Here is a 12579-nt window from a genome sequence, read left to right on the forward strand (position 1 = left end):
GATATGAATAGATAGTTAGCAGATGATTGGAGCAAAAGGCGAAGACTCCTGAGGGAGATAGCGCTAGGTGGAGACCCCGCAGGCGTAGCCGAGGAGGCTCCAGCAGTGCCCCTAGGAAAGCGAAGCCATTTGCGGAAATCATCAGCGGTGTTTAGTAAAATTTCAAAATCAAGCTCTATTTCAGTGGCTTCGGCGTAGCCGAGGGGGCTCACGTCAGCCCCTAGGAAAGCAAAGCCATTTGCGGAAATCACCAGCGGAGTTATATAGGAACAAAAAATATGGGTTATGCAGCACAACGCTTGCATAACCCGATTACATATTATATAAGTGCTCTGAATTATTCAATGAAACAACAGATAAACCTTCATCATTTTTCCTGATAATGTGCATTCCTGTATCTCCTGTCGGGAACTTAATGTTCGTATGAACGGGTAACTGCAGCAGTGCTTTCAATAAATTAGAAGTAGTTCCCCCATGTGACACAATTGCAATTCTGACAACAGCAGAACTCTCTGATAAGATTTTTGATAACGTCAGTTCGGCCCTCATGCGAAATTCAATTTCGGACTCTCCATTCTGAATCCTCTCATGTGGTTTTCTTCCTCCCGGCGGCAATGGATACTTAGTAGCTGCCACTTCTCTAGGTAAACCTGCCAGGACTCCATTGTTATATTCCATCAGGCCTGGTTCCTTAATTACCATGCAGCCCACTTCTTCGGCCAAAATGGCGGCCGTTTCTGACGCTCTTTTTAATGTACTGGTCCATATGATATCTGGAGGACAATGTTCGTTTAATCGGCAAGCCAGCCTTTTTGCCTGCATCTTTCCAAGTTCCGTCAAAGGGTAGTCTGCTCTCCCCTCATGAACTTGGAGAATATCTGCTTCTGATTGTCCATGCCTTATTAATAGTATCTCCAAAGATGCACCCCCTTTTATCTATAAATTTAAAATTATCTTAAAACTATGAACTGTGTCAATAAGATTACGAATATTTCTGTAATAATACAACGAAATTTTTTATTTATGCAAAACAAAAGACACACCTCTTAGTGTGTGCCTTTTAGTTAAGTTATTTTTTTTCGGCTTCATCTACCGGTTCTTCTACGGCTTCATTTTTTTCTGCTACCTCTTTTGTGATGACGCCACATGCAATTCTCTCTCCTGAATCACCTGCCGGCTGAGTCATGCCATCATCAATGTTTTCTGTAATGATAATTGCCGTTCCATCTTTGCCGAATAGGGAGGTTTTCCCCTCCTCTAATGTTGCTTGTGGTGCCATCAATTCTGCAATGACCGTCCCGTCATCTTCCACAATGATATTCGGCAAGTCTCCTACATGGGCTCCTTCAGGGTGCATTAAACCATGCTGCTTGTCATCAGGATTGAAGTGATTGCCTGCCGTTTTAAAATCAGGTGCATCGCATAACCCTTTTTCGTGAATATGTACTGCATGCTCTCCAGGAGGAAGTCCCTCTAGATTCAATTCAATCTTCACACCATTCGGATCTTCCGAAACCTTGGCAACTCCTAGAGAGTCACCAGTTGCATTAAATATCTCCACATCTAGTGCCGTTATTTTGCTCTCCATGCACCCTGTTAAAACTAAGCATACCAAAAAAGACAGGAATAACATTTTTGCCCGCATAGAATAGTCGACCTCCCATTACTCGTTTTACCAAAGTTTCCCCGAAAGTGAGGGGGAATATGTTTTTGTACAATAAAAAAAGGGCTCACTTCACCATTATTGGTGAATGAGCCCTTAAACATTTCAATCTTTAATAACTTTTTCCCTTCGCAATTGTTCCTCTAATTCCTTCGCCTTCTGGCTTTCACTTCTGGAAACTTTAATAATATATCGAAAAACAAAAATAGCAGCTATAAAGAAAATGGCAAAGGTAATTCCTGCAGGAATGTACTCAGATTTATCTTCTGGAAAATATAAGAATAGTTGTAACATAAAAAAATTAAGCATCGTTACCACACGACCTTTCAAAGGTTATGAACTTATTCATTATATCAAAAGTTTCTGCATGGAACCAATCTCGGCACACACTTCCTTATTTTACTACGGTCATTTTCTCTATCACGACATCTTCTACTGGCTTGTCTGCTTCTCCAGTCTCCACTGTTGCAATGGCATCAAGCACTTCCATGCCTTCCACCACTTGTCCAAATACGGTATGTCTAAAATCTAATCCAGGTGTCCCGCCATTCTCCTCATACAATTCTATAACTTCTTCAGGATATCCTGCTTTGATCATTGATTCCATTGTTGCCTCATCTACCTCTTTAGCATGAACAATGAAAAATTGACTTCCGTTAGTATTCGCTCCAGAATTCGCCATAGAAAGAGCACCTCTGAAGTGCAGCATCTCACGACTGAACTCGTCTTCAAACGGTTGTCCATAGATACTTTCTCCACCTCTACCTGTACCTTCTGGATCTCCACCTTGAATCATGAAATCTTCTATGACACGGTGAAAGATCAATCCATCATAGTAGCCATTTTCTGCATGTGTAACAAAGTTCTCTACTGCTTTTGGTGCTGCCTCTGGATAAAGGTTTACAACCATTTTCCCTTTTGTTGTTTCTATTTCTACAGTCCGGATTGTCTCACTAGAGTTCGTAAACTGTTGAAACTCACCAATTTCAACTTCCTCGCCGGCTCCTTCATCTTCTGTTTCTTGTCCTGCATTTTCTTCCGTCTGTTGTTCGTTTGTTGCATTATTGCTAGTTGCATTTTCTTCATTTGTACTTGCCCCACAACCTGTTACAATAAGAAGTAGCGCAAGGATCATAATCATCAATTTTTTCACGTGTGTCACACCCCATATTTTATTTGCTTAACAAGATATTACTAAATATAACAAAAAAAATCACTATCTGAATGCGAAAGGGGACTAATGATGGAGAAAATAGAGATCGGCAGCATCGTAACCGGGATTTATAAAACTGGAAAATATATTGGGGAAGTAACAGCTATTCGCCCTATGCATTATTTAGTTAAGGTAAAAGCAGTTTTGAAGCATCCACAGCAAGGGGATTTGCACGCACCTAAAGAAACGGACGTTCCGCTCTTTCATGAGCGTCGGGCTTTGGCCTTTCATGAACAGACCAACATACCTAAAAACATGGTGAAGCCCTATGATGGGGTAGTTCTTGATTACAAAGAATCGTTGAAAATTGCACTAGACTCTGCAACGCAAGCACTCGAGAATGACGAGAGTTTATGGGCAAAAAGAAGCATAGAAAACTTTTCCATTCTAAAAAAGGATTATAAACTTGGATGTTAGAAAATAAAAGCCAAATCTCCTAGTTAAGGGATTTGGCTTTTTATAAGGCGTATTTATTTATTATCTTTGAAAGATCAATTCGGTCTCCAATTGTAGTAGGTTCTGGTTTGGCAAGATAACTTTTGTCCTTTTCAACGAGTCGAAAGATATTATATGTCGTAAGCGCATCATCAAGTGCCCGGTGGTGCTTACCTGTACCTTCCTTTCCGTATTCTTGCACAGCTTTCCATAGCCCTGTTTGATTTTGGTCACCAAAGAATTTCTTGTATTCCATCGAAAGATCCACATGCTTGCACGTCAATGGAAAAGGTACTCCGTGAAAATCACAGTTGTTTCTAAGCACCTTCATATCCATATTCCCCCACGTTACAACTGTTCCTCTCTCTTGTACGTTATAGGAATTCAAAACGTCTATTAACTCTTCAAAACTTGCCCCCTCAAGGACATCCCTTTGACTGATATTTAAGAATGACTTACAACGGTTAGTCAAAGTTGTGAATGCCGTTGGGCGAATATAGTTTGAATATTGGTCCATTATTTTATCTTTTTCCACTGCAACAATTCCTGCTTCAATGATTTCGGGGAAAAAATTTTTTGGATAATTTCTATTTTCAGGCATCGTAAATTCAAAATCAATAAACAAGTGTACCGGTGTTGACTTCATGGTTCCCCTCCCTCTTTAATTTTCAGAATTTTATTACTATATTATATCACGGTGAATAACGTTTTTAGCACGAAATTCACTCATTTTTCCAAAATTAAAGCTTGTTTTGTTGATTTTCCTGAAGAATACGTTATTATTTAGTTATACGAAATATTTAAAATCCGAAATTTATGAAGAGAAGGTGACGATCATCTCCATATCAGGACGAAACTTGTTCATCATGTGGATTGCGAACTTTTTCGTTGCTGCTAGTGCTACTATGATTCTCCCTTTCTTATCCTTATTCATTGAGACGTTCGGGAATTACTCTGATTCCTATGTACAGCGTTGGTCGGGATTTATTTTTGGCATTACCTTTCTCACAGCGTTTTTCGTTTCACCGATTTGGGGAAGAATTGGGGATAAGTACGGTTTTAAGCCGATCTTGTTGTTAACGGGAACAGGAATTGCAACCAGCATCCTGTTGATGAGTGTGGTGGATTCTGTTCATGGACTGTTCATTCTCCGCATGATCATGGGATTGGCAACCGGATTCATCCCGACTTCAATGGCTTTAATCTCCTCTCAAGCACCAAAAGAGATTGCAGGAAAAACACTCGGAACCTTACAGACAGGTACGGTTTCCGGCGGACTCCTCGGCCCATTGATTGGCGGCATGCTTGCGGATTCCTTCGGCTTTGCCTACACGTTTTTCCTTACATCAGCCCTAATTTATTTAGCTGTGATTCTAGTGGCATTCGGCATTAAAGAGAAGAAAAAAAGTTCTGCTAATCAAAAAGAAAAGAAATATTCACGGAAAGAAGTACTGCAATATATCATACAAAAACCTCTATTGCTTAAGATTATGTTCTTATCCATGTTCATCCAGGCGGCTAATTTCAGCATTCAGCCCTTACTTGCACTTTATGTGAATGAATTAACAGGTGGAGTCGCAACAAATATCGCCTTGCTTGCAGGGTTCGCATTCTCTGCCACAGGCTTTGGTAATTTGTTAGCTTCACGAAACTGGGGAAAACTTGGGGATAACATTGGCCATGACAAAGTCATCGTCATTCTTATGCTTGCAAGTTCGATACTCTTTATTCCTCAAGCACTTGCCACATCGCTTTGGCAGCTTGTCCTGTTCCGTTTCTTGTTTGGCATGGTGGTGGGTGGTTTGATTCCATGTATGACAGCATATATCCGTAATGTAGCTCCGTTATCCATGCAGGGAGAAGTGCTCGGCTACAATGTCAGTTTCCGATTCTTGGGGAATGTTATTGGACCTGTAATGGGCGGAATGATTGCTGGCTTTTACGGGATTACTACTGTGTTTTATATCACTAGTTTTATCTTTTTATGCTCAGGAGTGATGTTACTCTATAGCATCCTTCATTCAGAAAGTGCAAAAAAAATAGTAGAATCTTAAATTGCTTGGTTTCACCTCCTCCTTATTTCCTGTATCCTACTAGTAAAAGGACAGGATATGGGAGGTTTTTTTATGGCTAGCATTCCATTGGAAAGGTATCAAAATGAGTTAATCGAAATATTTCGAACAAATGGGAACGAATGCAATAGAGAACCTATGGAAAACTATATGCGCAATCACTTCCCTTTCTTAGGGATAAAGTCGCCTGAGCGAAAAGAGTTATTAAAAAGATTTTTTGTAGAATATGGCAAGCCAGAACGAGGATGGATCAAGCCGCTTGTAACTTTTTTATATACTCAGCCTGAAAGGGAATTCCATTATGCGGCCCTTGCGATGATAGATGTTCATATAAAAAAGCTCGACGCTGAGTGGCTCCCCTTTTTGGAAGAATTGATTAGTACAAATTCATGGTGGGACACGGTGGATCATATTGCACCACATCATGTAGGGGCAATTTTGCTGAGGGAGAAGGCAAGTTTGGAGGATTTTCCAGATAGATGGATTGAGTCCGATAATTTCTGGCTGCAAAGATCTGCTATTCTTTTTCAATTGAAGTACAAAAGTAAGACAGATGCTGAGAAGCTGTTTTCCTATATAGAGGCTACAAAGGGGTCTAGGGAGTTTTTTATTCAGAAGGCGATTGGCTGGGCATTAAGGGAGTATTCCAAGACTGATCCAGCTAAAGTGCTGAGGTTCATTAACTCTACGGAGGATTTGGCGCCTCTTAGCCGACGTGAGGGACTGAAGCATATGGCGAAGAGGGGAATGGAGGTTTAAATACCCCCGCTCCTCTTCTCTTTTTCTTTCTTTACCTTTTCTTTAAAATAGCCATGGTACAACGGGAAATACAAATTAACGCGTCTTCCTCATCGACAATTTTTATATCCCAAACCATCGTCGATTTTCCGCGGTGTAATGGAGTACCGATTGCCTTCACAACCCCATCCTTTTTTCCTTTGAGATGATTTGCATTTATCTCCAACCCGACACAAATTTCGGTTTCCTTGTCGATCAGATTAAAAGTCCCGATACTTGCAATCGTCTCAGCCAAGGCCACTGACGCTCCTCCATGCAACAATCCGAATGGTTGATGGGTGCGTTTATCTACTGGCATAGTGGCTACTGCTCTTTCTTCCGACAGTTCTACAATTTCGATTCCAAGTAAATCTATTAGTGTATTTTCTAGTTCCAATTCTGGTTCCTCCTTTATTTCTGCTTATCTCTTAATAATACTACTGCAAAAAGAAAATACACAGAGAATAATACAAAAATAGGAATAAGTGCCGTCCAATCCAGCATGGATCTCCCCCCTTTTTGCATAAAAAATTGATGTTTTTGTTAAAAACAGACCGCCACCTTCCAAACTGGAAGACGAAACGGTCTGTTGTTTTAATATATATATTCAAGATTAACAGAGGCACTAATGGTAATTTCTTGTGGCTTAATTGGTGTGCTTGCTTTTTCTTGAACAGCCAAAGAGGCATAACGTGGCCCTGTAAATACTGGTTGTGTAACCTCCTCCACCTTGATTGGTACGGGAGAAAGGCAAACTTGTAGAGTTACAGCCATCGCATGTGCCTTTTTCGCCCCATCCACAACTGCCAGCTGTAGGACATGACGGTAGATTTCGTTAAAATTGGAAACTTCAAATGATACACTCTCTGACATATTTGCACCATTTTCAAATGCCACATCCACGATGGTGCCCGCTTTTGTAATATCTCTGACTGCTATGCGGAAAATGTGGCGGACTTCATAGCCAGATAGGACAGAATTACCTGATGGATCTGTTTCATAACGCGGAAAGGAAGTATAAGAGGATGTTTCAATATCTTCTTGAGGAATGCCGGCTGCTATAAGGGCTTGAATTATTCGATTAGCTATCAATCTATTTTCTTCTTGTGCTCGTTGTACATCAGGATTGGTGGTGACCACTCCTAATTGCAGGTACGCAATATCCGATTGGACTTCTTTTTTTGCGGTTCCTTGAACAAGCATTGTTCGTTGCAACATGACCACCATCCCCCATAACCTTTTAATCATAGTCTATGAGGGGACGATCTAACATATACGTTAACGATACTTTTGGAAAATAAAACTGGGGTCGTTTTGCTTTTTGTACCTTTCATAAGCAAAGTACAACACGATAAAAACAGATGCGGCAATCTGCAACTCCAATCTATACACTACGAAAAGCTGTAAATAATTCCAAACAAGCCTCCCCATGAAGAAGAATGTCGTCACCCATAGAATTGCAGATGTATAGGCTGCTATGGCAAACTGATAGTATGGCAGTTTCATAAATCCAGCCAAAAAAGGAACGACATTTCTCACTCCGGGCAGGAAATAGGAAATACATAATGCATAGGCATGATATTTATTCAAAAGTTTTTCCCCCTTTTCAAAGGAAGCTTCCATTTTATCGTGTTTCTCAAGCTTTGAATACACGCCTTTCCCTAAGAACCGTCCTAGAAAGTAACAGGTGGTTAAACTTGCTATCACTCCTAGATAAATTGTGATTAATGCAGGCGATGTCTCCAGGAGTCCCTTTTGTGCGACAATCCCTACTGAGCTTACAAAAACTTCATTAGGCACCGGGATACCGAACATACCTAACCAAAGCCATAAAAATAATCCTATATATCCATATTCCTTTATTATTTCAAAGATAATGGTCAAATCCATGTGACCCCTTCTTTCTGCCCGAAGCAAAGTTTGTTATGCTTCCATACGCCAAACACCATTGTTCAGTGTATAGTATTTATTCCTTTTATATTTTATTAATAAACTATCAAACTCTTCGCCAATTAATGCTAGGGAGGCTTTAACCATGAAAAAGAAGACAGTCATCATTACAGGTGCTTCCGGAGGCTTCGGAAAAACATTTACCAAAGCTTTTCTAGAAGTGGGATATCATGTAGTTGCAACAATCAGGGATGAAGCGAAGAAATCCACCTTATTGGAAGAAGTGACTCCAAAGGATGCGGGTAATCTGACTTTTGCCTTATTGGATGTAACAGATGAAGAATCTGTGAATAATTTCGGTAGCATTGTTCAGGGGCTAGACAGTGTGGATGTGCTCATCAATAATGCTGGTTTTGCTGTTGCTGGTTTTGCTGAAGAGTTGAGAATGGAAGAATATCAGTTTCAGTTGGAAACCAATCTTTTGGGAGTAATGAGGGTAACAAATCATGTGCTTCCGAAGATGCGAAAGAAAGGCAACGGCAGAATCATCAATATTAGCTCCATCAGCGGCTTAATTGGCTTCCCCGGCCTTTCCCCTTATGTTTCCTCTAAATATGCTTTAGAAGGGTACAGTGAGAGTCTCAGACTGGAAGTAAAGAAGTTCGGCATAGACGTGGTGCTTGTGGAACCAGGCTCGTTTCAAACGAATATTTGGTCTTCCGGCACCCATATGTCACCCAAAGCCGGAAACTACAATTCCCCATACCATGAGTTGTTTACAGCGATGAATAACAGACTTCAAAAAGATCGAGAAAAGTATGGGGACCCTGTTGAAGTTGCTAACCTGGTGTTGAAGATAGCCGACATGAAGCAAACTCCCTCACTCCGCTATACCGTCGGAAAGGGTGTAAGGCTCTCTCTACTTGCCAAGCGTCTATTACCTTGGAGAGTATGGGAAAAGATTGTATTAAGCCAATTAAGGAATAAAGACTAAATAGAAGGGTGACAACTCTCCATTCCTTCTTATATTACATATAGTACTGTACCGATGAAAAAATGGAGGGTTCGTCATGTATTTTTATCAAACCCCTTTCCACCGCCCAGTCTATTATCCAAGAAATGTTTATTTTCCTGTGTACATGCATGCAATGCCAAGAGCATTTTTCCGGGTCTACCCAGAGGTCGATCCGACTGTTTTTACTGAATCAGCAGAATCCATGCAACAATTGATGAAAGAGGCCAGCATCATTTTGCAGAAGCTGTCTGATTCCAAAGAGTTCGCATCGGAAGTGATGGCAGCTGCACAGGAAGGTAACAAAGAAAAAGTGTCTCAACTATTACTTTCAACAGGTGTGCATTCTGGTGTGAAAGTGGACTTTAATCCGGATGGCATTAATTTGAATATGACGTCTGAAATAGAAGGAAAAGATTGCTGCCACTTGACCATCTCTTTAAGATGGGGATGACAAAAAGGATTACAGGTTCTCCTGTAATCCTTTTTGTTGTTATGAATTACTCCGTGGCGTCTTCTGTTCCTTCAAGTTGTTCTAGGAAGGCTCGCGCGCCTTTTGCTTCAAGTTTCACTTCTCGGAAGTCGATGTGATGTTTTTTCTTAGAAACACCCTCCATGTTACCTAACAAGAATTTAAGACCTAGCTTTGCATCTTCTGGTTGTTCCTATTCAAATTGATAGTTTTGCGGTTTTGGACCGATCTTCACTATATCCTCAAAAAACCTGTGATAAAATGGTGCTCCATTGTCCACTACCACTTCCATATTTCTAGGGTGATTTGATCTTGTTTCCACTTGAAGTTCATATGTTCTGCCTCCTGAAAGCTCAAGATCATCTTGGAAGAACATGATATCCCAGGGGTTTGTACCTAGGTTTTCTACCGTAACGGTGGCATGTTCGTCCTTCGCTTTTACGCTCGCTTTAGATGAATTGTCATCATGCTCACCTTGCACATGCAAATTCCAGTTTTCGATGCTATTAGTAAGATCGCCATTTTTAAGTGGGAACAGCTTCTCTCTTTCCCCTGCTACTTCCACTTTTACATTATCAAGGACTATATAGTGCTCTTCATCTGTAATTTCGTTACCTGCTACGTTTCCTAGCAAATATTTAAGACCAAGTTGCTTATCCTCGTTAAGTGTTACTTCAAAAGTGTAAGTAGTTGGCTCTGAATTAAGTGAAATCAGCTCTGACAAAGAACGGTTATACGAACTGTCCTCTAATACCACCTCCATATTACGTTCTAAACTGGAAGAAGCATCAAAGGAAACAAGATACGTGTTTCCGCCTTTCATCTGGAGGCCTTCCTGCATGAAGATGACATCCCATGGGTTCCATCCTACATTATTAACGGTTGTTACTGCTTTTCCATCTAACACCTCAAAGCTAGCGTTAGAAGGTCCATCATAAACCCCTTGGACATGGTTATTCCAATGTTCAAGACCGAAGTTGAACTTCCCATTTTTTAACGGGAAAATCTCTTCAAAGGATAAAACATCTGCACGCAGTTTCTTTGCAAACATTGATACATTATCTAATGTTATGGACCCTGCACTTCCACCTAATAAAAATACTAACTTGGCATCGGAATCATCTACAGCATCTGGTTGAAAAGTAAACGATTTGTTTTCTCTTGTTGCGGATAGGGAAACCGTCTTCCAGCCGGAATAATTTTCACTTCCATCTTTACTTACAACAGCAACCTGTATGTCTCTTCCTTCTACGGCACTAGCATCCAAGGAAAGTGTGTATTCATTGTTGCTCTTTATGGAAATACCTTTTTGAACAAGTTGAACAGAATCTGGTGCTCCGTCTTCTTTTACATCCACCTTTAATGCTCTTGTATCTTCTTCAACATATGCTTGTACATCTGCTCCATTTAAGATAAGATTCCAATATGTCATTCGATCCATTCTACCCTGGTCAAAGGTCCCATTATAAATATGGTTGCCATTACGTAGCGGTGGCTTCGCTGCGTCTTCATTGTATGGATCGATGGCATCTATTTCCTCCACTTTTACATTTCCAATCCAAACAGAATTTATATTTAAGCCCATATTGAATTCTAGGCGAGCTTTCGCATCTGATTCCGCTTGCATTTGGTACGTAAATTCATAGCTTTGTAGATCAGGTGTTAACGCTACCTCATAATTTGGAGAATAGAGTGACCAACCCCGAGCTTCTCCGCCGCTAACCTTAAGATTCATTTTTCTATTAGAAGCAGCTTTCGCATCAAAGCTAATTTTGTATGTTCTCCCTACTCCCGCAGGTACGTTCTGAATCAACTGAATGGAATGCGGCTGTGAACCGGCTTGACTGATATCAATCTTTGCAAATCCATCTTCTACTGAAGCGCTTCCATTTCCACCAAACTGATTTAAATGAACAAAGTTCCATTCATCATCACTGAATGTTTCCGTTCCATCCTTAATTTCTGTAAATCCATTTTCAAAAGCATTGTCATAGATATAGTTACCATTCACAGGTTCCTTGGATCCTACCGGCAACTCTTCTTTTTCAAAAACAGGCTCTACAGGCACACGATATTGCTCTTCGTCCAATTTATAAACCTTTACATAATCCACTTCCATCCGTCCCGGGAATTCGGTGGAATCATCTGGCCCTCCACCATACCAGCCTCCGATTGCCAGGTTAAGAATGAGATAAAACTCCTGATCAAAAGGTGCGGGATAGGAATATTTCGTTCCATTTTCTCCATTTAGACTTGTCCAGTTATTAAGCGTTTGAAAAAGTTCTCCATTAACATACCATCTAATTTCTCCAGGTTCCCATTCTACAGAATAGACATTGTATCTTGTGATGTCTGCACCTTCTCCAAAATGGTAATCTTTTGCGGTATAAGTATTATTCGGCCATTGGCTGCCATAATGGATGGCACCGCCTACTGTGTGCACGTCTCCACCAGCTGCCTCCATGATGTCAATTTCACCAGATGCCGCCCAGCCTCCGTACTTGTCTTCTTCTGGCATCATCCAGAAAGCAGGCCAATAGCCTTGTCCGGCTGGTAGTTTGATCTTTGCTTCAAACTTTCCATACTTCTGGTTGAACTTCCCCTTTGTATGGATTTTGCCGGAGGTATAGTCGTATGTTCCATGCTCATCCGAAGCAGTTTCACTTTTTCCAGTTAGAACAAGATTTCCCCCCTCGACTGACACATTATCTTCTTTATAATATTGAAGCTCTTCATTTCCCCAACCCGATACATAAGTGCCATCTGGCTGGACAAATCCGTTACCTGTGTCATATGACCATTTAGATTGATCTAATTCTGATCCTTCAAAATTATCTTCCCATACCAGCTGCCAATCTTTTTCTCCATCTGTCATTGTTTGACTGTTCTCTCCTTTCCCTACAGCATCATTGGAATAGACGTGAGAGTACCCCGTTGTCAGTAAGCATGCTGCCAACATGACCGTGAATCCTTTTTTAAACACATTTCTTCCTCCTTCACCCTTTTGTGTTTTCCTTTCTTAAAGTTAGCCCATCACCTCCTTAA

The 12579-nt window shown here is 40.7% G+C and carries 14 protein-coding genes; 5 read left to right on the plus strand and 9 right to left on the minus strand.

The genetic code is table 11. The annotated features are described in order from the left end of the window. Positions 1 to 312: 312 nt before the first annotated feature. The 4 genes from HF078_RS00680 to HF078_RS00695 all read right to left on the minus strand — a co-directional run bounded on the left by HF078_RS00680 (position 313) and on the right by HF078_RS00695 (position 2816). Positions 313 to 918, minus strand: a complete 606-nt coding sequence (locus tag HF078_RS00680; protein ID WP_169289402.1) for a histidine phosphatase family protein — start codon at positions 916 to 918, stop codon at positions 313 to 315. Between the two features lie 151 nt (positions 919 to 1069). Next, a complete protein-coding gene (locus tag HF078_RS00685) occupies positions 1070 to 1645 on the minus strand; it encodes a superoxide dismutase family protein (protein ID WP_169289403.1) in 576 nt (191 codons plus the stop codon). 123 nt (positions 1646 to 1768) lie between these two features. After that, positions 1769 to 1972 carry a hypothetical protein gene (locus tag HF078_RS00690; protein ID WP_169289404.1) on the minus strand — a complete coding sequence of 68 codons (204 nt, stop codon included), beginning with the start codon at positions 1970 to 1972 and terminating at the stop codon, positions 1769 to 1771. A gap of 85 nt (positions 1973 to 2057) precedes the next feature. Beyond that, the gene (locus HF078_RS00695) at positions 2058 to 2816 is read right to left on the minus strand and encodes a peptidylprolyl isomerase (protein ID WP_169289405.1); all 759 of its coding nucleotides are present in this window, start codon (positions 2814 to 2816) and stop codon (positions 2058 to 2060) included. Positions 2817 to 2906: 90 nt separating this feature from the next. Here HF078_RS00695 and kapB point away from each other — a divergent pair, with 90 nt between their 5' ends. After that, entirely contained in the window at positions 2907 to 3293 is a 387-nt protein-coding gene (gene kapB / locus HF078_RS00700) for a kinase-associated lipoprotein KapB (RefSeq protein ID WP_169289424.1), read from the plus strand. Positions 3294 to 3333: 40 nt separating this feature from the next. On the opposite strand, the gene kapD is transcribed toward kapB, so the two are convergent. Next, the gene (gene kapD, locus HF078_RS00705; protein WP_169289406.1) at positions 3334 to 3957 is read right to left on the minus strand and encodes a 3'-5' exonuclease KapD; all 624 of its coding nucleotides are present in this window, start codon (positions 3955 to 3957) and stop codon (positions 3334 to 3336) included. A gap of 220 nt (positions 3958 to 4177) precedes the next feature. Here kapD and HF078_RS00710 point away from each other — a divergent pair, with 220 nt between their 5' ends. Together HF078_RS00710 and HF078_RS00715 are read left to right on the plus strand one after the other, a co-directional pair. After that, positions 4178 to 5365 carry an MFS transporter gene (locus HF078_RS00710; RefSeq protein ID WP_240951649.1) on the plus strand — a complete coding sequence of 396 codons (1188 nt, stop codon included), beginning with the start codon at positions 4178 to 4180 and terminating at the stop codon, positions 5363 to 5365. A 72-nt stretch (positions 5366 to 5437) separates the two neighbouring features. Then, positions 5438 to 6142, plus strand: coding sequence for a DNA alkylation repair protein (locus HF078_RS00715; protein WP_169289407.1), 705 nt, complete (start codon positions 5438 to 5440; stop codon positions 6140 to 6142). A gap of 31 nt (positions 6143 to 6173) precedes the next feature. On the opposite strand, the gene HF078_RS00720 is transcribed toward HF078_RS00715, so the two are convergent. The 3 genes from HF078_RS00720 to HF078_RS00730 all read right to left on the minus strand — a co-directional run bounded on the left by HF078_RS00720 (position 6174) and on the right by HF078_RS00730 (position 8050). Next, the gene (locus HF078_RS00720) at positions 6174 to 6557 is read right to left on the minus strand and encodes a hotdog fold thioesterase (RefSeq protein WP_169289408.1); all 384 of its coding nucleotides are present in this window, start codon (positions 6555 to 6557) and stop codon (positions 6174 to 6176) included. A 197-nt stretch (positions 6558 to 6754) separates the two neighbouring features. Then, positions 6755 to 7378, minus strand: coding sequence for an SIMPL domain-containing protein (locus HF078_RS00725; RefSeq protein ID WP_169289409.1), 624 nt, complete (start codon positions 7376 to 7378; stop codon positions 6755 to 6757). Between the two features lie 60 nt (positions 7379 to 7438). After that, the gene (locus tag HF078_RS00730) at positions 7439 to 8050 is read right to left on the minus strand and encodes a DedA family protein (protein WP_169289410.1); all 612 of its coding nucleotides are present in this window, start codon (positions 8048 to 8050) and stop codon (positions 7439 to 7441) included. A gap of 145 nt (positions 8051 to 8195) precedes the next feature. On the opposite strand from HF078_RS00730, the gene HF078_RS00735 reads away from it, so the two are divergent. After that, positions 8196 to 9044 carry an SDR family oxidoreductase gene (locus HF078_RS00735; protein ID WP_169289411.1) on the plus strand — a complete coding sequence of 283 codons (849 nt, stop codon included), beginning with the start codon at positions 8196 to 8198 and terminating at the stop codon, positions 9042 to 9044. A 76-nt stretch (positions 9045 to 9120) separates the two neighbouring features. Next, positions 9121 to 9516: a YuzC family spore coat inner layer protein gene (locus tag HF078_RS00740; RefSeq protein WP_169289412.1), complete on the plus strand. Its 396-nt coding sequence runs from the start codon at positions 9121 to 9123 to the stop codon at positions 9514 to 9516. Between the two features lie 211 nt (positions 9517 to 9727). Here HF078_RS00740 and HF078_RS00745 read toward each other — a convergent pair whose 3' ends face one another. After that, positions 9728 to 12517 (minus strand): carbohydrate binding domain-containing protein, encoded by a 2790-nt coding sequence (locus HF078_RS00745; RefSeq protein WP_346775294.1) that lies wholly within the window; start codon positions 12515 to 12517, stop codon positions 9728 to 9730. Positions 12518 to 12579: the final 62 nt, after the last annotated feature.

Origin of the sequence: Bacillus sp. RO2 (genome assembly GCF_012911845.1) — a bacterium.
Taxonomy (GTDB): Bacteria; Bacillota; Bacilli; order Bacillales; family Bacillaceae_I; genus Sutcliffiella_A.